The organism is Microbacterium sp. GXF6406 (genome assembly GCF_054798215.1).
This window is the reverse complement of sequence record NZ_JBSJZH010000024.1, coordinates 1-19,777: the sequence shown is the minus strand read 5'-3', so window position 1 is coordinate 19,777 and position 19,777 is coordinate 1. Positions and strand designations below refer to the sequence as shown.

General features: G+C 67.6%; 18 protein-coding genes and 1 tRNA gene. 13 read left to right on the top strand and 6 right to left on the bottom strand.

The window, feature by feature from the left end:
• The first annotated feature begins 13 nt into the window (after positions 1 to 13).
• From ACWAUG_RS12020 to ACWAUG_RS11995, 6 genes are all read left to right on the top strand, one after another.
• Positions 14 to 1,306, top strand: a complete 1,293-nt coding sequence (locus tag ACWAUG_RS12020) for a SufS family cysteine desulfurase (RefSeq protein ID WP_298039819.1) — start codon at positions 14 to 16, stop codon at positions 1,304 to 1,306.
• The gene (sufU, locus tag ACWAUG_RS12015; protein ID WP_298039821.1) at positions 1,303 to 1,743 is read left to right on the top strand and encodes a Fe-S cluster assembly sulfur transfer protein SufU; all 441 of its coding nucleotides are present in this window, start codon (positions 1,303 to 1,305) and stop codon (positions 1,741 to 1,743) included. Before ACWAUG_RS12020 ends, sufU begins: the two co-directional genes overlap by 4 nt.
• A gap of 78 nt (positions 1,744 to 1,821) precedes the next feature.
• Positions 1,822 to 2,697 carry a sulfurtransferase gene (locus ACWAUG_RS12010; RefSeq protein ID WP_460802599.1) on the top strand — a complete coding sequence of 292 codons (876 nt, stop codon included), beginning with the start codon at positions 1,822 to 1,824 and terminating at the stop codon, positions 2,695 to 2,697.
• A 101-nt stretch (positions 2,698 to 2,798) separates the two neighbouring features.
• Complete coding sequence (locus ACWAUG_RS12005; protein WP_298039827.1) at positions 2,799 to 3,431, top strand: GntR family transcriptional regulator; 633 nt, start codon at positions 2,799 to 2,801, stop codon at positions 3,429 to 3,431.
• 37 nt (positions 3,432 to 3,468) lie between these two features.
• Positions 3,469 to 3,714 (top strand): hypothetical protein, encoded by a 246-nt coding sequence (locus tag ACWAUG_RS12000; protein WP_460802598.1) that lies wholly within the window; start codon positions 3,469 to 3,471, stop codon positions 3,712 to 3,714.
• A complete protein-coding gene (locus ACWAUG_RS11995) occupies positions 3,711 to 4,583 on the top strand; it encodes a hypothetical protein (protein WP_298039832.1) in 873 nt (290 codons plus the stop codon). Before ACWAUG_RS12000 ends, ACWAUG_RS11995 begins: the two co-directional genes overlap by 4 nt.
• Before the next feature lie 13 nt (positions 4,584 to 4,596).
• Here the strand turns inward: ACWAUG_RS11995 and ACWAUG_RS11990 are convergent, their stop codons facing one another.
• Positions 4,597 to 5,430, bottom strand: a complete 834-nt coding sequence (locus ACWAUG_RS11990) for an SDR family NAD(P)-dependent oxidoreductase (RefSeq protein ID WP_460802597.1) — start codon at positions 5,428 to 5,430, stop codon at positions 4,597 to 4,599.
• Between the two features lie 130 nt (positions 5,431 to 5,560).
• Here ACWAUG_RS11990 and ACWAUG_RS11985 point away from each other — a divergent pair, with 130 nt between their 5' ends.
• Both ACWAUG_RS11985 and ACWAUG_RS11980 read left to right on the top strand, forming a co-directional pair.
• Positions 5,561 to 6,124: an asparagine synthase gene (locus ACWAUG_RS11985; RefSeq protein WP_298039837.1), complete on the top strand. Its 564-nt coding sequence runs from the start codon at positions 5,561 to 5,563 to the stop codon at positions 6,122 to 6,124.
• A gap of 75 nt (positions 6,125 to 6,199) precedes the next feature.
• Positions 6,200 to 6,272, top strand: a tRNA-Arg gene (locus tag ACWAUG_RS11980).
• A 133-nt stretch (positions 6,273 to 6,405) separates the two neighbouring features.
• Here ACWAUG_RS11980 and ACWAUG_RS11975 read toward each other — a convergent pair.
• Together ACWAUG_RS11975 and ACWAUG_RS11970 are read right to left on the bottom strand one after the other, a co-directional pair.
• Positions 6,406 to 8,268, bottom strand: coding sequence for an RICIN domain-containing protein (locus ACWAUG_RS11975; protein ID WP_460802596.1), 1,863 nt, complete (start codon positions 8,266 to 8,268; stop codon positions 6,406 to 6,408).
• A gap of 44 nt (positions 8,269 to 8,312) precedes the next feature.
• On the bottom strand, positions 8,313 to 9,491 hold the full coding sequence (locus ACWAUG_RS11970; RefSeq protein WP_460802595.1) for an ROK family protein: 1,179 nt from the start codon (positions 9,489 to 9,491) through the stop codon (positions 8,313 to 8,315).
• A gap of 103 nt (positions 9,492 to 9,594) precedes the next feature.
• On the opposite strand from ACWAUG_RS11970, the gene ACWAUG_RS11965 reads away from it, so the two are divergent.
• Entirely contained in the window at positions 9,595 to 11,085 is a 1,491-nt protein-coding gene (locus tag ACWAUG_RS11965; RefSeq protein WP_460802594.1) for an L-serine ammonia-lyase, iron-sulfur-dependent, subunit alpha, read from the top strand.
• Positions 11,086 to 11,095: 10 nt separating this feature from the next.
• Here the strand turns inward: ACWAUG_RS11965 and hrpB are convergent, their stop codons facing one another.
• The 3 genes from hrpB to ACWAUG_RS11950 all read right to left on the bottom strand — a co-directional run bounded on the left by hrpB (position 11,096) and on the right by ACWAUG_RS11950 (position 15,888).
• Complete coding sequence (hrpB, locus tag ACWAUG_RS11960; RefSeq protein WP_460802593.1) at positions 11,096 to 13,642, bottom strand: ATP-dependent helicase HrpB; 2,547 nt, start codon at positions 13,640 to 13,642, stop codon at positions 11,096 to 11,098.
• Positions 13,643 to 13,774: 132 nt separating this feature from the next.
• The gene (locus ACWAUG_RS11955) at positions 13,775 to 15,370 is read right to left on the bottom strand and encodes an SPFH domain-containing protein (protein WP_298041364.1); all 1,596 of its coding nucleotides are present in this window, start codon (positions 15,368 to 15,370) and stop codon (positions 13,775 to 13,777) included.
• A gap of 89 nt (positions 15,371 to 15,459) precedes the next feature.
• On the bottom strand, positions 15,460 to 15,888 hold the full coding sequence (locus ACWAUG_RS11950) for a MarR family winged helix-turn-helix transcriptional regulator (protein WP_298041366.1): 429 nt from the start codon (positions 15,886 to 15,888) through the stop codon (positions 15,460 to 15,462).
• A gap of 453 nt (positions 15,889 to 16,341) precedes the next feature.
• Between ACWAUG_RS11950 and ACWAUG_RS11945 the strand changes: the two genes are divergently transcribed.
• The 4 genes from ACWAUG_RS11945 to ACWAUG_RS11930 all read left to right on the top strand — a co-directional run.
• Positions 16,342 to 17,079 (top strand): TnsA-like heteromeric transposase endonuclease subunit, encoded by a 738-nt coding sequence (locus ACWAUG_RS11945; protein WP_460802592.1) that lies wholly within the window; start codon positions 16,342 to 16,344, stop codon positions 17,077 to 17,079.
• A complete protein-coding gene (locus ACWAUG_RS11940) occupies positions 17,079 to 19,082 on the top strand; it encodes a hypothetical protein (protein WP_460802591.1) in 2,004 nt (667 codons plus the stop codon). The genes ACWAUG_RS11945 and ACWAUG_RS11940 overlap by 1 nt, the downstream gene beginning before the upstream one ends.
• Positions 19,079 to 19,495 carry a P-loop NTPase family protein gene (locus ACWAUG_RS11935; RefSeq protein ID WP_460802590.1) on the top strand — a complete coding sequence of 139 codons (417 nt, stop codon included), beginning with the start codon at positions 19,079 to 19,081 and terminating at the stop codon, positions 19,493 to 19,495. Before ACWAUG_RS11940 ends, ACWAUG_RS11935 begins: the two co-directional genes overlap by 4 nt.
• 51 nt (positions 19,496 to 19,546) lie before the next feature.
• A partial coding sequence (locus ACWAUG_RS11930) for a transposase (protein ID WP_460802250.1) occupies positions 19,547 to 19,777 on the top strand: 231 nt, incomplete at its 3' end.

Sequence of the window (19,777 nt, the reverse complement as noted above, 5' to 3'; positions counted from 1 at the left end):
AGAAGCTTGAGGGATGACCGCTCTGTCCGCTGACGCCGCTTTGACGGATGCCGAGATCCTCCGCATCCGCGCGGACTTCCCGATTCTGCGTTCCGAGGTGAACGGGCATCCGCTCGTCTATCTCGACTCGGGCGCGACCGCGCAGCGACCTCAGCAGGTGCTCGACGTCGAACGCGACTTCCTCACGACGTGGAACTCCGCCGTGCACCGCGGCGCGCACACGCTCGCCGCCGAGGCGACCCTCGCATTCGAGGACGCCCGTGCGACGGTCGCCTCCTTCATCGGCGCCGACGAGGAGGAGCTCGTCTGGACCTCGAACGCGACCGAGGCGATCAACCTCGTCGCGTACTCGATCTCGAACGCCTCCGCCGGTCGCGGGGGCGCAGCTGCCGAATGCCTGCGGATCGGTCCCGGTGACGAGATCGTCACCACCGAGATGGAGCACCACGCCAACCTCATCCCCTGGCAGGAGCTCGCCGCCCGCACCGGCGCGACCCTGCGCGTGATCCCGCTCGACGACGATGGCGCCCTCCGCCTCGACGAGGCCCCGGTCACCGAGCGCACCCGTATCGTCGCCGTCACCCACGCCTCGAATGTGCTCGGCGTCGTCAACCCGATCGCCGAGATCGTGGCGGCAGCCCGTGCCGTCGGCGCGCTCGTTCTGCTCGACGCCTGCCAGTCGGCACCGCACCTTCCCCTCGACGTGAAGGCGCTCGATGTCGACTTCGCCGTCCTGTCGGGACACAAGATGCTCGGCCCCACCGGCATCGGCGCCCTCTACGGGCGACGTGAGCTGCTCGAGGCCATGCCGCCGTTCCTCACCGGCGGGTCGATGATCACCACGGTCACCACCACCGAGGCCGAATACCTGGCGCCTCCGCAGCGGTTCGAGGCCGGTACGCAGCGGGTATCGCAGGCGATCGCGCTCGCCGCAGCCGTCGACTACCTGAACGCCGTCGGCATGGACCGCATCGCCGCGCACGAAGCCGAGCTCGGGGCGCGCCTGACCGAAGGGCTCGCTGCGATCGCCGGCGTCCGCGTGCTCGGAGCGGGCATCGACCTGCCTCGGCTCGGGCTCGCGAGCATCGACATCCCCGGCATCCACGCCCACGACATCGGCCAGTTCCTCGACGACCGCGGCATCGCGGCGCGCGTCGGGCACCACTGCGCCCAGCCGCTGCACCGCCGCCTCGGTGTCACAGCATCCACGCGCGCCAGCACGTATCTGTATTCGACGGCCGACGAGGTCGACGCGTTCCTCGACGGCGTGCGCGCCACCATCGACTTCTTCGGAGCACGAGCATGACTTCCAGCGATCTGCAGGCCCTCTACCAGGAGATCATTCTCGACCACTCCCGCACCCCTCACGGCTTCGGGCTGCGGGAGGAGATCGCGGCCCAGTCGCATCAGCTGAATCCGACCTGCGGCGACGAGATCACCCTGCAGGTGCATGTCGCAGACGGTCTCGTCGAGGCGATCGCCTGGGAGGGCCACGGCTGCGCGATCTCGCAGGCGTCCGCCTCGCTGTTCGCCGACCTCGTGGAGGGAAAGTCGACCGAAGAGGTGCAGCGCCTCATCGACGTCTTCCGTGAGGCTCTGCGCTCGCGCGGCAAGATCGAGCTCGATGAGGAGGAGTTCGGCGACGCCGCCGTGCTCGACAGCGTCTCGCGGTACATCGCGCGCGTGAAGTGCGCCATGCTCGGTTGGGTCGCCGCCGAGGACGCCATGCGCAAGCACGCCTGATTTCGCCAGATTTCATCGCGTGACGCGATGTTTCGTGCGTGGATGACGCATGAGCCCCGACGCCCGGATGCTGGGGGCATGAGCCATCTCGTCAGCGTCGCGCAGCTGCTGCACCTGCAGCGCACAGCCGAGCGCGGCGAGGGGGCTGCAGTGCGGCTGCTGGATGTGCGGTGGCGGTTGGACCTGCCCGAGGGGCGTCCGGATTATGTGCGAGCGCATCTGCCCGGCGCGGTCTACGTCGACCTCGAGCGCGAGCTGGCTCGCCGCGCTGACCCCCGTGATGGTTCGCATCCGTTGCCGACGCGTGCGGATCTGCAACGGTCGGCGCGCTCGTGGGGGATCAGTGCGGGAGATGTCGTCGTCGCCTACGACGACAATCGTGGCGTCCCCGCGGCGCGGTTGTGGTGGCTGCTGCGCGGGGGCGGCATCGATGTACGGGTGCTCGATGGAGGAATCCGGGCCTGGGCGGCAGAACTGCTCCCGCTCGAGAGCGGAGATGCCCGATCGGCTCCCGGCGATGTCGTTCTCCTCGGAGAGGGTGACCGCATCGGTGCTCTGAGGATCGAGGACGTCGACGGCTTCGTCGATCGCGGCGTGCTCCTGGACGTCCGCACCCCCGAGCAGTACAGCGGTGCTCAGGTCTCGACCGGGACGGTCGGCGGGCACATCCCCGGCGCGGTGAACCTGCCCGCGATGGCCGCGGTCGCCGCCGACGGACGTCTGCACCGTCCCGAGGTGCTGCGGCGCATCTTCTCGACCGCGGGCATCCGTGACGGCGTCCCCGTCGCCGTCTATTGCAGCTCCGGCGTGGCCGCCATGCACACGGCGCTCGCGCTGGAGCACGCCGGGTATCCCGCCCGGGTCTACGCGGGCTCCTGGAGCCAGTGGGTCAACACGCGTGGCCGGGCCGTCGCGACGGGTGCGCTGCCGGCGGCGCGGTTGACGCGTGCATGATGCGAGAAGATCTCCTTCTCGGAGAAGTCCTGGTGAAAACCGCAGGTGAGTGCGAGAATGTCGCGATGGGGTGGAAATCTGGGGAGCTGGAGTCTGCGCGCGTGACGCGGCTTCTGCGGGACGACATCGTGCTCGGTCGAAGAAAACCGGGCGCGCGTCTCGTGGAACGTGAGATCGCCGCAGAACTCGATGTCTCCCGGCTGCCGGTTCGCGAGGCCATCCGCGCCTTGATCTCCGAGGGGATCGTCGTGGGGCGACCGCGCACCTGGGCCGTCGTGCGCGAGTTCTCGGTCTCCGATGTGCGGGATTTCTCCGAGGTCCGGGCGGCGGTCGAATCGCTGCTTTTCGTGCTCGCGACCGAGCGTCACGATGAGCGGCAGCTCGCCGAATTGCTTCTCCTGGTCGAGGAGGAAGAAGAGGCGGCGCGCAACAGCGAGACCGAGCGTGCGCAGAGACTCAGCGGAGCCTTCCACGAGCAGATCGCGGTCATGGCCGGGAACGATCTGCTCATGGAACTCATCAGTCTGTTCTCGACGCGGCTCAAGTGGGTGTTCGGAACCACGGAGGATGCCCCCTCGATGGCCGCCGACCACCGCCAGCTCTACGAAGCGATGGCGGTGCGCGACATCGGCCGCGTCGAGGGGCTGGTGGCCGAGCACCTGGTGATCGGTGAAGAGCGTGCGCGACGCCTGTTCGAGGGGCCCGGATCGATGACGGAGACGCCGACCGGATAGATTGGAGGGCCGGGGGCGATCCGGATCTGGGGATGACATGCGGGTACTTGCACTGGGAGTCGGCGCCCTTCTGGTGCTCGGCGGGAGTGTCGCGGTCGTGCTCGCCGACCAGCAGCGCGAGCTCGCCGTCGAACAGGCGCGGGACGAAGTCCAACGGCTGCAGTCTGAGCGCGATGCTGAGCGTGCGGCGAACCTGACCCGCACCGAGCGGCTCGCCGATCTGCGCGTGGCGATCGCCGCGCAGGAAGATCAGCTGGCCGACACGACAGGGTTCCTCGAATGAATCTTCGCCGGTCGGTCACCGTGGCCCTGGCTGTCGTCGCGGTCTGCGCCGTGTCGCTCGTCGACAAGGCGGTGCATCTGGAGCGCGAATACGCCGAGGTGATGGCGCAGGCCGTTCACGAGGACGAGCAGCGCATCAACGAAGTCGATCGTGGCATTCGATTGGACGCTCTCATCGAGACCGCGGAGGCCGATGAGGCTGATCGTGCCGGGGTTCTCGCAGTGCGGTCGGACTTCGTGACAGCGGTCGGCGAGCTGCGCACCGCGCTCGACAGCGGTGAGGGCAAGATCGATTCGGGAACGCACCGTGCGGCTGCTCTCGCCGCCCAGGAGCAGGTTCTCTCCGAACGGGAGGACCCGGATGTCGTGACCGGCGCCGCAGCGACGGTGCGGGCACTGACGAAGAAGGTCAACGCCGATGTCGCCGCTCACGATGCCGCTCGGGTTCCCGCGGGCGTCTCCTCTCCGCCGCGTGCCGGCACGAGCGGCGCCGCGGGCTATGCGCGGGTCCGGGCCGCTCTCGACCGCGTCGGCGGGGGCGGTGTCGGACTCTACGAGTCGTCGTCGTGCGCGGGCGGTCAGGCGGCTGCCTGCGCGAACAGCGATGGATACATCAAGTACCGTGCGGACATCGCCTCCTGGGGTGATGCACGGTTGAACTGGGCGATGGCGCATGAATTGGCGCACATCTATCAGTTCCGCGTCTGGGGTGCCATGAGCTCATCGCCGTCATACGGGTCGCTGTTCGGCGGTGACCCGGAGTTCCTCGCGAACTGCATGGCGGTCGTGCGCGGGTATCCCGGATCGGTCGGGTGCAACGAGAGCCAGCAGGTGTGGGCATCCGGCATCTGGGTGGGTGTCGTCCGCTGATGGCCGCGGATGCTCAGGCCGGGGTGGTCGTATCTGTCGCCTGACGCAGAGTGCTGCGCATCGCGGTCCAGTATCCGGTCGGGGCGATGCGGGTCACGAGGTCGATCAGGCGCGCCTCGGTGCCCACCAGTGTGCGCTTGCGACGTCGCGCGGTCGCGCGGATGATCGCCGCGGCGGCGTCCGCGGGGTCGGTGCTGTAGAGCGCTGCCTGGGCTGATGCGGCGCGCGCGGCAACGGCCGGGTCTATCGTCGCGGCGTAGCGGCCGTGCAGAATGATTCCGGTACGGACTCCGGCGGGGAATACGGTCCCGACCGTGACGGTGGTGTCTTCGAGCTCGTGGCGGAGCGCGTCGGAGAACGCTCGTACGGCGAACTTCGTCATCGAATAGGGGATGCGCCCGCCCGGGGCGGCGAGACCGTAGACGCTGGCGAGATGGGTGACGTGCGCGCCGGGTGCGCGCCGCAGTGCGGGAAGCAGGTGCTTCGTCACCGAGACGGTGCCCCACAGGTTCGAGTCCATGAGCCAGCGCATCTCTTCCATCGTGAGCTGCTCGAGTGTGCCCAGCATGGATGACCCGGCGCACGTGACGAGGGCGTTGATGCTCGGGTGGGCGTCGATCACGTCTGCGATGGTGCGTTCGACTGCCTCATCGTCGCTGACGTCGACGATGTGCGTGGTGACCATGCCGGACAGGTCGGCGGCGACCGCAGCCAAGCCCGGACCATTGCGGTCGAGGAGCGCGACGTTCGCGCCGGCGGCGGAGAGCTGTCGGGCGACTTCCGCGCCCATGCCGCTGGCGGCGCCGGTGATCACCGTCGTGTTCCCGGCCAGGGTCAGCCGTTTCATGCGTCCTCCTCGAGCGCGTTTCGGGTGCGCACCGTGAGCTCGATCGCAGGGGCGACCTGCTTCTTGCCCCCTATTGTGACGGAGACCGGCGCAGATCGGTAGCGGTACGATTCATCAGGAGGAGGTACGGGTGGGACGAACTGCGGATGCCATCGCCGAAGGCGTCGCCATCGCGACGGCTGCGGCACGGTTGACGGTCAAGAACCAGATCCTTGTCGGCACGATCGCCCAGGGTGGCGTGTTCGATGCCGCCCAGTACCTCGATGATGCCCGTGCTGCTTTGCTGGCGATGGCCGATGAGTCGGAGCAGGCGGCGGTGATGGTGAAGGATCTGCGTCGACGTGCGCGCGGTCGCCATTCCGACCCTGCGGGCACGCACGACTACCGTGACCGTGACGTTCGGAATCTGCGTCGCCGTGCCAAGCAGTCCGCCGGTGTCGCCGACAAGCTCCGCGCCATGGTCGAGAGTCCCGAGCAACTCGGTGCCCTCGTCGAAGGGGCGCGCGAGGCGGCCTGGCATGATGTGCGCAGCAACCTGGATCGTCGTCTGCACGTCGAGGGGATGCGTCCTGACGAGGATCCCGACTACGCCGTGATGCGCGAAGCACGCATGCAGGCGCTGCGTCTGGTCGACCTGCAGGCCCTCTCATCCGAGCAGCGGGCGAGGAAGAAACGCGCGGGAAACACGGCTTAGGGTCTCGGTTCGCGTTCAGGGCAGGGGTCATGTATTCTTTTCTAGGCCCACCCCGCAGGGGAAAGCCAAGAAAATGCGCCCGTAGCTCAATGGATAGAGCATCTGACTACGGATCAGAAGGTTAGGGGTTCGAGTCCCTTCGGGCGCACACTGTGTTGAGACAGTATTGACCCCCGTCGCGAAAGTGGCGGGGGTTTCGTCTTGTCCACGCGCGGATGCCGGGAGTGCCCCGCTCCATCGTTCGGATGGAGCGGGGCACTCCGCTTTCTGCGCGGGTCGGGTCAGCCCGCCGGCGTCAGTGTGAGCACCTGCGAGCTCGCCGGACGCGGGTCCGAGGCGCCGGCCGCCGGCTCCCACTGGCGGATGGGCGCCATGGCCGCCTGCTTTTCCGCGTCGGGCTGCAGACTCAGCGCCAGGTTCGAGAATCGGTTCACCAGGCGGTACTCGCCGGTGCCGACCGACGTGCCGGTTTCCTCATCGAGAGTCACGATCTCCTGGAAAGACCACTGCTGTGCGGTGAGGTCGTCGCCCGAGGTGGCGACGGGGTACAGGCTCAGACCCGCGCCCCAGGCGCGAGCGCCGTCGACAGAGCCATAGGCGCTCAGCGCCTTCCCACTGGCGGCGTTGGTGATGGTGAAGAAGCCGTCATCCGTGCTGGTGAACTTCCACGCGGAGGATGCCGCGCCCGCGGCGGCGGCGCCCGCCTCGGCACCGTCCTGCACGAGCACCTCATCGGTGCCGTTCGAGATCGTGTACGCAGCATCCGTGTCGACGGGAGCCGTCGGCAGCGACGTGGCGGACGCCGGCTCGATCGTCGTCTCGACGTACTCGTTCCAGTACGTCGAGCACTCGAACGTGCAGTACGTGCGGAAGGTCTTGCCGAGGATCGTCGAGCTGGTCAGGTTGCCCGAATCGACGAGCCAGCGGTACCAGGAGCCGTTGAGATTCGTGTCGACGGCGCCCAGGTCCACCCACTGCTGGGTCGCGAGGTCGGTCGTGCCGTAGTAATGCTGGGGCGTCTTCGTGCCGGTGTCCTGGGCGACGTTGTTCTGCGGAGTCCCGATGTACATGCCGAGGTACGCGCTCCACGAGATGTTCATCACGGCGAGGGGCGAGTCATCCGGCAGGACTCCTGCGGCAACCTGCTCCGGCTGAGATCCAAGCTCGGCGGGGTCGTAGTCGTCTTCCGGGGCGGTGTAGCCGGTGCCGCCGTCATCAGCCGGGATGATGTTGCTCTCCTGGCCGCCGACGCCCGGTTCCGACCATGCCCCGTCATACCACTTGCTCCACGACGACGGTGCCATCTTCTCGGAGATCGGTGCGCGGGCGACGTGCTGCAGCCAGGACTGGCCGCCCTCGACGCCGGGCTTCGCGATGGTGCGCGAGGCGTAGTACACGTAGAAGTACCCGGAGGCGTTGTCGACGAACAGGCGCGGATCGCCGTCGCCGTAGTTGTAGATGGCGCCGGGGAAGGCCGAGGTGTCATCGCGCTCGGTGCTGAACGGCGAGGTGATGATCTGGTTGAGGATCGTCCATGTCGCCCCCTGATCGCGGGAGACGGCGTAGTCGATGGCGTCGTAGTGCATGCCGTCGCCGAACGGCTGCGGCGTGAACTCGTTGTGCACGAGGCCGTACCAGTCGCCGGAATCGGGGTCGACCCAGACTCCGGTGAGGTCGCAGTAGTTCGGGTGCGCGTACGTGGAGGTGTCCGGTGCGGACGTGGCGGTGCGGCCGGTCGGACTGTTGTTGCAGCGGGTCGTGGTGTCGGCGTTCGAGTCGCTCGGGTCGGCCGGGTTCACGGCGTCGCTGATCGGGTGGCGGGTCAGGTCGTCGAAGTCGCTGCCCGAGTAGAAGTTCCATACGCGTGCGTCATCGGCGCCGTAGTGCGCGGCTGCGTTCTGCACGTAGAACGTGCCGTCCTTGTCGATGAACGGCAGCGTGGGGGTGTCGTTGCCGTAGGTGTTCGGCTGCGCTGCGGCACCCGTCAGGACGTACCCGGATTCTGCGGCGGGGGCGATGTCATCGGCGACAGCGGACCCGAGCGGACCGCAGAACGCGATCGCGGCGGCGGACGCTGCGCCGATCGCGACCCATTTGGCCAGTCGTCTGCTTCCTCCGGTCATGGGCGATGTTCCTTCCTTCATGGGGGCGATGTTCCTTCCGATTCGTGGGTACTGCTGACTCGGCATCAGGCGATGCCGAGGGTCTTGGAGAGCACGAGTGCGGTGGCGCCGGTGAGGGCGGCTTCATGGCCGCTGCCGGCATAGCGCATCGAGACGTCGTGGCTGACGGAGTCGAGGTTGCGGCTGCGGATGCCGTCGATGGCCGCGCGCAGGAATTCGCCCTCGACGAGGTCGGCGGGTCCGCACACCACGACCTCGTCGAGATCGAGGGCGCTGACGATGGGCGCGAGGATGAGACCGAGCGCTCCGCCGGCGCTGCGGAGTTCTTGGGCGCGGCGTTCGGTGCCGGTGGCCTCCAGGCGGGAGCGCAGCTGAGGGGCGGACGCGATCGCATCGAGGCATCCGCGTCGTCCGCACAGGCAGGCGGGACCGTCCGGATCGACCGTGACATGACCGAACTCGCCTGCCGCGTACTGGCTGCCCTGGAAGAGCATTCCGTCGAGGATGAATCCTGCGCCGACGCCATGCTCGATCGTGACGGCCATGAGGCTGCGCCGTGCGGACTCGACGGGAGCGCCGTAGGCGTGCACTCCGAGGGCGATGGTCTGCGAGTCGTTGCTTGCGTAGGTCGGGATGCCGGTCGCGGCGGTGAGTCGGTCGGACAGGGCGACGTCGTGCCAGCCGAGGCGCACACCCATGCGCACGTAGCCGTCTCCGCTGACGATGCCGGGCACGGCGATTCCGGTGGCGAGCGTCTGTGCGGTGCCGGATCGCAGTCGCATGATCAGCGTCTGAACGATCTCGATCGCACGCTCTCCGGTCGTGCCGTTCCAGGGAAGTTCCGCCGTGTCGAGCAGGCGGCCGCGGAGGTCTGTGCGTGCGCCCAGCGCGTGGGTGGGGGAGGAGAGGTCGAGGGCGATGACGTTCAGTTCATCGTCGCGAATCGCGACTCGGATGCCCTTCTTCCCCGCTCGGGCCGGTTGCTGCGCGGGCGGTGCCGCCTCGTCTTCCGGCGCGAGTTCGCGGACGATTCCGTCCTCGAGCAACTGGCCGATGACCTTCGAGACGGTGGGGCGGGTCAGGCCGGAGATGCGGGCGAGATCGGCGCGGCTGAGGGCACCGCGGGTGAAGAGCTCCTGCAGCAGCAGCGACCGGTTGGCGCGGCGGCTGTCCTGCGGACGGGATTTCCCCGGCACGCGCAGAAACCCGCCGCGGGCATCTGCGGGACCGGTCGTGCGCGTCATGGGGGACTCCGTGCTTCGTTGCTGGTCCATTTGTAACTGATGTTTACAATCAGGGCAAGGGTGAAATCGACCGCGTGCTCCGGAACGGACGTAGCCTGGAAGTGTGACTGCGTACGTCTCGGCCTTCGACTTCTTCTCCATCGGAGTGGGGCCGTCGAGCTCGCACACGGTCGGTCCGATGCGCGCCGCGCGGGACTTCGTCGGGCGGCTGACGGCGGGCGGAGCGCTTCATCGGGTGGCTCGGGTCACCGGAATTCTCTACGGTTCGCTGGGCGCGACCGGAATCGGGCACGGAACGCCGGATGCCGTCGTCGCGGGCCTGCGCGGACTCTCGCCCGAGACGTGCGAGCCCGATGACGTGCGTTCGGCCTGGACGGACTTCCCTGCGGGGGAGCGGCTGCTCCTCGACGGGGTTCATGAGGTCGCCTTCGAGAAGGCCGACATCGTGTTCGAGCCGCGTACACGGCTGCCGGGGCATCCGAATGCCATGACCCTCATCGCGACAGATGGTGCGGGTGAGACGGTGAGCGAGGAGACCTACTACTCGGTGGGCGGCGGGTTCATCCGCCGGGAGGGCGAGGACGCGGCCGTCGAGACCGCGGCCATGCCGTTCGACTATGCGGATGCTGCAGAGCTGCTGGACCTGTGCGATGAGCACGGTCTCATGATCGCCGATGTCGCCCGGAACAACGAGATGGCGTTGCGCTCCGAGCAGGAGATCGCCGCCGGTCTCGACCGCATCTGGGATGCTATGGCCGCCTGCGTCGATGCCGGTCTGCACGCCGAGGGCGTGCTGCCGGGAATGCTGCGGGTAAAACGTCGGGCGGGGGCCATCCGCGAACAGCTCGAAGAGTCGGAATCGAGTGGGGCACGGGAGATGCCCGGCGAATGGCTGGGGGCGTTCGCGCTCGCCGTCAATGAGGAGAACGCCGCCGGGGGCCTCGTGGTCACAGCTCCCACCAACGGGGCGGCGGGAATCCTGCCGGCCGTCGCGATGTACTGGTGGCGCTTCCTCGCCGGCGCTGGACTCGGCTCAGGAAACGCCGTCACACCGCACGGGGAGCTGGTCGGCAGTGCGCTGTTCGGGTTCGGGAGTTCCCCGGCCGAGGCGGCGCAGGAAGCGGACGAAGCCGATATCACCGAGGCGAATCGCCGCCGCGGCATCCGGCGCTTCCTCCTCACCGCGACCGCCCTCGGTTCGCTCTTCAAGGCCAACGCATCGATCTCCGGCGCCGAGGGCGGCTGCCAGGCCGAGGTCGGCTCGGCGTGCGCCATGGCCGCGGGCGGATTGACCGCCGTGATGGGCGGCACGAACCGGCAGATCGAGAACGCCGCCGAGATCGCCATGGAGCACCACCTCGGGCTCACCTGCGACCCGATCGGGGGTCTCGTGCAGATCCCCTGCATCGAACGCAATGCGATCGCGGCATCCACCGCCGTCACCGCCGCACGCCTCGCGCTGCGCGGCGATGGCGAGCACTACGTGTCGCTCGACGCGGTCGTCGAGACCATGCGCCAGACGGGCCTGGACATGTCGACGAAGTACAAGGAGACGAGCGAGGGCGGCCTCGCCGTCAACGTCATCGAATGCTGAGGCGCCCGGCTCAGGCGAGTCCTGCCCGCTTCTTCGTGTGCCGGGTGGGGACGGCATCCCACGGGTCCTCCGGCCAGGGATGCTTCGGATACCGTCCGCGCATCTCGGCGCGCACCTGCGCATAGGGGCCCGACCAGAACGAGGCGAGGTCGTCGGTGACGGCCAGCGGATGACCGCCGGGTGAGAGCAGGTGGAACAGCACCGGAACCCGGCCGTCGGCGAGGCGGGGCGTCGCGGCCCAGCCGAAGCACTCCTGCAGCTTCACGGCGACGACGGGCCGGGCTGCGGGATCGTCGATCGGCGGGTAGGCGATGCGCACGCGGGAGCCGCTGGGAACGTCGAGGCGTTCGGGGGCGAGGGCATCGAATTCGGATGCCGCGGGCCACGGCAGCAGGCGGCGAAGCGCGGCGGTCAGATCGATGCGCGAGGTCGGGGTTCCCGAGGCGAGTGCGGACATCTCGGGGCCGAGCCAGAGGTCGAGGGAGTCGAGGAGCGCGTCGTCCGAGACATCCGGCCAGGGGGATCCGTGCGTGCGGTGCAGCAGCGCGAGGCGTCGGCGGAGGGCGTCGGCGGACTCCGACCAGGTAAAGACGTCCACGCCCTGCTCGGCGATCGCCCGGCGCGCCGCTTCGCGCCCGCCCTCATCGGCCGATACGCGCACCGGCACAGAAGAACGCACGATCGCGCCGAGTCGTCGTTCACGACGCCCGACGACACGGCCATCGATGAAGCGCGCTTCGACCCGATCGGTGAGTAACGGCCCGGCCGCGCGCTCGGCGGCCTCCGAGGAAATGGCGGCGGCGGTGCGGATCACGGCACCCGTGCCGGCAGCGGCGCGACCCTGCGCACGCGTGACATCGGCGACGGCCAGCCACTCGGCACCGGCGAGGGGCCCGGAGACACCGGCGCGTGTACCCGAAGCCAGCAGGTATGTCGCGCCCTGCGCGGAGCGGTCGACGCGGTGTGCGATGCGCTCGGGGAACGCGAGGGCGATGATCATGCCGACCTCGTCGGCCCGTGGCACGGTCACCGTCTGCGCCGTGCGCGGCGGGGCGAGGCGCTCCAGACGCCGCACCTCCTGCTGCCAGCGCCGGGCCTCGGGGGAGCGGCCGGCAGACAGCGAGGCGAGGGCGGATGCGGCATCCGCATCGCTGACTCTCACATCGCCGCTGAGAAGGGCGACGACCTCGGCCGCCGAGCGAGCGCCGATCAGAGCGCTGCCGTCGACGAGGGCGCGCGCCAGCCGGGGGTCTGTCGGGATGCGCGCGAGCGTGCGGCCCTCGTCGGTCGCGCGTCCGGTGTCATCGATCGCGCCGAGCGCTTCCAGCGTCCGCAGAGCATCGCGCAGGCTGTCCGCGGGCAACGGATCGAGCAGGCGGAGCCCCGTGCCGCCGGGGGCTCCCCAACAGGCGAGCAGGAGCGCCGCGTCGGCGAGGTCGGTCGAGGCGATCTCGGGGGCGGGGCGCGCGGGGGCGGCGGCGAAGGTGCGCTCATCGACGCAGCGGATGACGGTGCCCGGGCCCTGACGCGTCGCGCGTCCGGCGCGCTGCACGGCCGATGCGCGCGAGGTGGGAACCGTGACGAGGCCGCTCATCCCTCGGCCGGCATCGCGCTGCGGAACCCGCGATAGACACGTATCGACGACGAGGCGCACCCCCGGGACGGTCAGCGACGACTCGGCGATCGATGTCGCGACGATGATGCGCGGGGCCTCACCCGCTCGACGGCCGCGGATGACGGCATCCTGCTCGGCGGCCGGCACCTGCCCGTGCAGCTCGCGCACATCATGCCCGGGCGCCGCATCGCGGATGCGGCGCGCGATCTCGGAAATCTCGCGTGCGCCCGGTGCGAACACGAGGACGTCGTCTTCCCGCTCGTCCGCGGCCGACACCGTCGTGCGCGCCACATGGTCGAGGAAATCGCGCGTGACGCCACGGTCATCGAGACGCGCAGAGGGCGCGGGCGCCCAGCGCTCGACGAGCGGATGCTGCGGCACAGCCTGCGTCACGATGGGAGCAGGTGCGGCATCCGCCCCGATCGTCTCGGCGACCCGCTCCGCATCGATCGTCGCCGACATGGCGATCAGCACGAGATCGTCGCGCAGCTCGCGCACCTCGCCGAGCAGACCGATCAGCAAATCCGTCTCGAGAGCCCGCTCGTGCACCTCATCGATGATGACCGCATCGACGCCGTCGAGCCCCGGATCCGTGAGCAACCGCCGCAGCAGCACGCCCGCCGTGACGAACTCGACGCGCGTGGCATCCGACACCTCGCGCTCGCCGCGGACCGTGAATCCGATCCGATCACCGAGCCGGCTGCCGTCGAGCTCGGCCAGACGGCGGGCCGCCGCGCGCGCGGCGACGCGGCGCGGCTGGGTGACGATGACGCGTCCCGAAACCCGGCTCGCGACCGCGGGTGGCACGAGCGTCGTCTTTCCCGTGCCGGGAGGGGCGCTGACGACGACCGCCGCGCTCGCATCGAGAGCCGCGGCCAGATCATCCAGCGCTTCGGCGAAGACGAGGCCCCGGCCGATGCCGGCGATGTCGAAAACTGTCACCCCTCCATCTTCGCGCGTCCTGCCGGTGCGGGCTTGTGCCGGGCACCCCGCCCGCTCCGCAGCCCGCAGGCTCAGGTCCGCGCACGAAAGAGGCGCCGACCCTGGAAGTGATCGACGCCTCTGGCGTGTGACTTATTCGGCTGATGCCGGGGGCGGCGGAGCCGCTGCGGTGCGCGTGGGCTTCGTCTCGGTGCTCGTCGCCGGCGCGGTGTTCGACAGGCTCTCACCGATGCCGCGGCCGACCGCCTGGCCCTGGATGATCGCGGCGATGTCGAGGCCGGTCGCCGTGCTGACGCTGTCGAAGACCGACTTCATCGCCTTGGCGCTGTCGGCGCCGACGAGGTTCGACGCACCGTCTTCGCCCGAGCCGCCGACGATCGACACGTTGCCGATGCTCGCGTAACCCTTGGCGAACTCGCCCATGATCTGCGGCAGAACCTCGAGCACGCGCTGCGACAGGAAGGCCTCCTGGTTCGAGGCGATGGCGTTCGCCTCTGCCTCGACGGCGGCTGCACGAGCTTCACCTTCGGCGCGGATGGCGTCGGCCTCGGCGTTGGCGCGCAGGCGGCGCGCCTCGGACTCTGCTTCTGCCTGCGCGCGCAGCGCATCGGCCTCACCGGTGGCCTTGGCGACGGCCGCGGCGGACTCACCATCGGCACGGGCCTTGTCGGCCTTCGCCTGCTGCTCGGCGATGCGGGTGCGGGCCTCGGCCTGCTTGACCTGCTCGATCGCGGCGGCCTCGGCGGCGCGCTCGCGGGTGTAGAGCTCGGCCTGAGCGCGGGTCTCGGCCTCGTACTTCTGCGCGTCGGCGACGCGCTTGACATCGGCGTCGAGCTGGGCCTGCTTGTTCTCGGCCTGCTGCTGAAGAACGGCCTGCTCCGCCTGGGCACGGGCGAGCTGCTCGGCCTGCTCGGCCTCGGCGCGCGCACGGCCGATGCCGGCGTTGGCGTTTGCGGTGTTCGTGTCGAGCGCGGTCTGCTCGATCAGGTTCGCTTCCTGGTTGGCGATGTACTTCTGGTTGATCGCACGGTCGGCGTTGGTCTGCGAGATCTCCGCCGACTGGCGCTTCGCCTGGATCTCGGGAGCACCCAGCGACTGGATGTAACCGACCTTGTCGGTGATGCCCTTGATCTGGAACGAGTCGAGGATGAGACCCTGCTCGGCGAGCTCCTGCGAGACCTCGGCGGCGATCTGGTCGGAGAACTTCTTGCGTTCGCGCATGAGCTCGACGACGGAGAGGGTGGCGACGATGCCGCGGAGGGCACCTTCGAGCTGCTCGGTGGTGAACTGCTCGATGGCCTTGTCCTGCGAGGCGAAGCGCTCGGCGGCGCGGCGCACGTACAGCGGGTCGGAGCCGATCTTCACGATCGCGACACCGTCGACGTTCAGGGTGACGCTGTCGAGCGACTGGGCCTCGGCGTTCAGCGAGACCTGGCGCGAGCGCAGCGAGATGATCTCGTGGCGCTGCGTGATCGGGTTGACGAGCGACTTGCCGTTGACGATGACCGTGACGGGCGAGTCGACGATCTCGGAGCTGGCGGTGCCGTCGGCGGAGACGATCGCCCGCTGCACCTTCTGCTTGCGTCCCGAGATGACCAGCGCCTCATCGGCGCGGGCGACCTTGATCCAGCTGCGTGCGAACAGCAGGGCGATCAGCCCGATCACGATCAGGACGACGACGCCGATACCGACAAGGATCAGGATGCCGACGATTCCGGCGATCTCCATATGTGTACCTCTCTGTCGCTCCGCGGGGCGCGGAGTCTGCACACACGACTATGCCAGACGGCGCGTCGTCGCGTGCCGGAGCGGAGAGGTCAGCGGTGGCGCAGCTTATCGGTGAGGGTGCGCAGGGTGCGCAGCTCGTCTTCGTTCAACGGCGACATGCGGTCGACGATCGAGCGACTGTGAGCCATCGCCACTTCACGGAACCCCCGTGCCCCGGCATCCGTCGCCGTCAGCAGCGAACCGCGGCCGTCATCGGGATCGGGGCACTTCGTCAATAGACCCCGCGAGACCATGCGGTCGACGAGACGCGAGACGCTGGGCTGGCTGATGAGCATGTTCGCCGTCACATCGCGCAAACGGGCGGTCATCTGAGGCGAACGCGTGACCGTGAGGAGCACGTCGTATTCGGCCTGGGTGATCGGAGTGCCTTCGAAATCGGCGCTCATCGCGTTGAGGAGCTCATGTTGAGCGCGGAAAAGGCCTTCCCACGCATCGAGCGCGAGCTTCCGGTCGGTCATGAGACCTAACCCTATCGAACGGTGAAGGACCGACCGGAGAGGCTTCCGATCGGTCCTTGTCCCTTGCACCAAGAGTGTCCTGCAATCACATGCGGTGGATGCCACAGCAAACATTCACCGTGCGATCAATGTATAACGCCGCGGTAACGAATGCAACGGTTTGGTCACGGAAATTTTTGGGGCTCAGTGTCCGGTTGTCCGATCTCACGAAAAGTGTCGGAGTCTCACGAAACCTGTCGGAGCGTCTCACGAAAGTGTCGGAATCTCACGAAGCGTGTCGGAAGAGACGGCGTGTCGGCTGTCGTGCCGGGGCGAGAGTCATAGCCTGCTCGTGAGTCGGTCTTCCTCATCGGGAGATCAAATTGTCAGGCTCAAGATATAGGCCAGAACCACTCCTCAGGAGAGAGGCTGACTGCCGAATAGGACGTATCCGTCGATGTCGATTGGATCCCTATGGACCTGACGCTGCAGTGGCCCGCACCTCGTTCTCGTGACGTGTGCGCGACGCGAGTACGTGTTGAGTACTGCCTCGACGGCGTGCAGTTGGAACTTGATGCTGCCGATTGTGATGACGTGCCGTTCGAGCGCGGCGATCCGGTCCGCAGCTTCCCCAGCTGGCGACTCAAACGCCACTATGACGGGTACCACTGGATGGGAGGGCTCGAGGCCTCTGTAGGCTTCGAATCCTTGACGGAGCGGGGTTGCCTCATCGAACTGGACCGCACGCCTGGCGTCGTGGCAGTTGCGAGTCAGCCGATGTGGATTCGTTGGACCACGGCCGACGGCCTGCGGGAACACTGCCCGGACTATTTCGTACGTCTCGACGATGGGCAGGCCGTGCTGATCGACGTCAAGCCCGCGGCTCGGATTGACGACGGCGTCAGAGCGCAGTTCGACATGACGGCCGCGTTCGCTGCTGACCGAGGCTGGCGCTACGTCGTCTATGACGCCGAATCGCCGATCCGCGAGGCGAACTTGCGATTCCTTGCTCCTTTTCGAGACAGCGCCAGCGTCGAGGCACTGCCCGTGCTGCCCGCCGCCAAGTTGCCGCTGGGCACCGTATCTGCGCTGCTTGGCATCGGTGCCGACGGGTATGCGATCTGCTACGCGCACTTGTGGTCTGGGCTGCTCGAAACGGATCTCGATCAACCGCTTAGCGCCAAATCGATGGTGTGGGAAAGGGGCAGATGATGCGCGTTGCTGTCGGCGGGTCGCTCATGTGGCGAAATCGCGAGTACACGGTTCTGTTCATCGAGAGGGACTCCGCAACCCTCCGGGATGGGGACGGAGGTGAGGTCGAGGTCGCCATCGATGAGCTTGGCAGCGACGCGACACCTTTGTCAGCCGACACCTCCGGTCTGCTGCAGCTGTCGCTGCAGGTGGAGGACATTGAGCCAGGGATGGACCCCTGGCTGCAGTCGTGTATCCGGATTGACGCGTCCCGCGACGAGGCAGGGATCGGGAAGGCCGTCGAAACGGAGCGCGAGTGGCTGGAGAGGCGATTGGGCAAGACGATATCCACGAGAGCGGTGGAGCGCCGGCTCAAGGCGTTCCGAGAGCAGGGGACGACGGCGGTGCGCAAGCGAGCTCCGCGCAAGAGCACATGGGATCCGCGCCTCATCGCGGCGATCAACCATGAGCTCGGGGGGAGGGGCCGTGCATCGACGGTGAGTCGGACAACAGTAATCGAGCAGATCGCGAGGCGCGTCAAGCGGCTCCATGGAGATGCGGTGAAGCTGCCGAGTCGTGCGACGTTCTTTCGCCTTCTCGAAGCAGATGAGCGGGGAGAATTCACCTTCGGTTCAGCCAAGACACGCGAGTCGTTGGCGCTTCGGCCGCACGGCACGTTCGGTACTCGTACAGCACTGCGTCCCGGTGAGTTGGTAGAGATGGACTCCACTCGGATTGACGTCATGATGCGGATTGATGAGAAGACGATCGGCCGACCCGAGCTGACGATTCTCCTGGACGTTGCGACGCGTTCGATTCTGGCCGCGATGCTTCGTCCCGAGGGGACGAAGAGCGTCGATCTGGTTGCGGTCCTTGCGCGCGCGTTGGTTCCATACGGGCGGCGTATGGAGGGCGTTCGGGAGACTCGACACTTGATCGCAACGGCGTGGGCTGACGATCAACTGATCGATCAGGAACGGTTCGAGCGCTTGCGTCTCGCGCAGCCGTATGTGTTTCCAGACACGATCACCACCGACCGCGGACGCAATTACCTGTCGCGGCATTTCCGTGCGGCGTGCGAAGCGTTGGGGATCTCGCTGATCACCTCAGCGCCGCACACGCCGACGGACAAGCCACATGTTGAGCGAGCGTTCGGGGCGATCAACTCGATGCTGCTGCAGCATGTGAAGGGATATGTGGGACGTAGCGTCGAGCACCGTGGTCGGGATGCAGGCACCGACTCCACGGAACTCCTGACTATCGCTCAAGCACAGGAGCTGATCGAGGACTGGATTGCCGTTGAATGGCAGAATCGCCCGCACGACGGGTTGCGAGACCCGCTGCACCCGAGGATCAAGCTGTCGCCGAACGAGATGTGTCGTGCGTTCCGTGAGTACGTGCCGGAGCTCCACGTGCCACTGACGCGCGACGATTACATCGCGTTGCTGCCTGTCCAACATCGAGTGCTCAACCGTTACGGCGTGACGATCGACCATCGCATCTACAACTCCGAGCGGCTCAGGGGGATGTGGCGGCGCAAGTCCGATGACAAGACGCGGAACGGTCGATGGCCGATCCGAGTGGACCCCTATAACTTGCACGTCGTCTGGCTCGAACAGGATGGCGAGTTCATTCCCCTGCGGTGGTCGAATCGGGTTCACGAACTCCCACTGCTCGGGGATGTGTGGCGGTACGCCCGGAGCGAGTACGCCAGCCGCACCGAGGAACTTGACGCTGAACGTAGCGAGCTCGCGATGGCGATCAAAGCGTTCGCCGGACAGGGAAATCCGGCGCCTCGGAGCACCGATAAGAAGCGCAGCGGGCGGCAGCGGGCTCGTGCCGCGGCAGTTGCTGCGGATCCGATGAATCTGACGAGCGTCAAGAACCTAGGTGCTGACGACCCACACGTTGAAGCTCATGGTTCACCGGAGGAAGAGCCAGCGACCGAAGAGTGGCCCAACACGGGCGGATTCCCCTTCATCGGGGACTCTCTTGACGAATTGCGACGGAGGATCGACGAATGACCGAGATTGCGACGAAGGAGGGCTGGCGTGAGTACGTCGACACGACGTACGAACGCCCCGCGCCGATCACGTCGGAGCAACTTCGGGCGCTGAGCTTCGGCGAGCGGGCCATATACAACCAAGGCCGTGCACAGTACTCGCAGGCTGGTGCGTTCATTCAGACTCCCCAGTTTCGGGCGTTCCAACATGCGGTGCGCGATCGCGTGATGCTCAACGCCTATCGGCGGGTGGGAAAGCTCGGGCTGATCCTGTCGGGCGAACCTGGCCAGGGCAAGACGACGTCGCTCGTCGAGGTCGGGCGAGCGCATGAACGTCGAAGGCGCGACACCGCCCATCCTTCGGCTGATCCAGGGAAGATCCCGGTCGTGTATGTGGCGGTGCCGGCGCAGTGTTCAGCGAAAGCACTGATGTGAAGCGCTCTGGTTTTGTTGGAGACTCCTGACCTTGGAAACGAGGATGGGGTTATGCCGAAAGAGCAGACATCAGGGAAGCCGACGACGCGTCGGTATTCGACAGAGGAGAAAGCTGCTGCGGTCCGGATGGTGCGGACGTTGCGTGCAGAGCTCGGGACCGATCACGGGACGGTGCAGCGTGTGGCGTTGCAGCTCGGATACGGGATCGAGTCCGTGCGGATGTGGGTCAAGCAAGCAGATATTGACGGCGGTCACGTCGCTGGGGTGACCACTGCCGAAGCT